Raw genomic sequence first — 332 nt, 5'->3', positions numbered from 1 at the left:
GCTGGGCCGGGCCTGGCTCGAGCCGCATCTGTTCCGGTTCGGCGCCTCGAGCCTCCTGACCGATATCGAGCGCCAGCTCGAGCACGGCCTCACCGGGCGCTATGCCGCCGATTACCGCCAGCCCATGGTCTGAGGGCGGGGAGAGAAGATGAATACGATCATGCAGGTTTTCGAGACGCTCGAATATGGCCCCTCCCCCGAGAGCGACGGGCCGGCGCAGGACTGGCTGGAGGCCCATGGCCGGCGCTTCGGCCATTTCATCGACGGGGCCTTCACCGCGCCCGGCACGCTTTTTACGACGCAGAACCCCGCCAGCGGAGCGGTGCTGGCCG

General features: G+C 68.4%; 1 protein-coding gene and 1 pseudogene. Both read left to right on the top strand.

Features of this window, described 5'->3' with window-relative positions:
• A pseudogene (locus tag EMQ25_RS18455) lies at positions 1–133 on the top strand (deoxyribose-phosphate aldolase); the annotation flags it as partial.
• A 15-nt stretch (positions 134–148) separates the two neighbouring features.
• The coding region (locus tag EMQ25_RS17915) for a hypothetical protein (protein WP_148114834.1) at positions 149–332 on the top strand (184 nt) is incomplete at its 3' end.

It is taken from the genome of Arsenicitalea aurantiaca, from assembly GCF_003994485.1.
Classification (GTDB): domain Bacteria; phylum Pseudomonadota; class Alphaproteobacteria; order Rhizobiales; family Devosiaceae; genus Arsenicitalea; species Arsenicitalea aurantiaca.
Note: the sequence above shows the minus strand (reverse complement) of the source record. Positions and strands in the feature narration are given on the sequence as shown.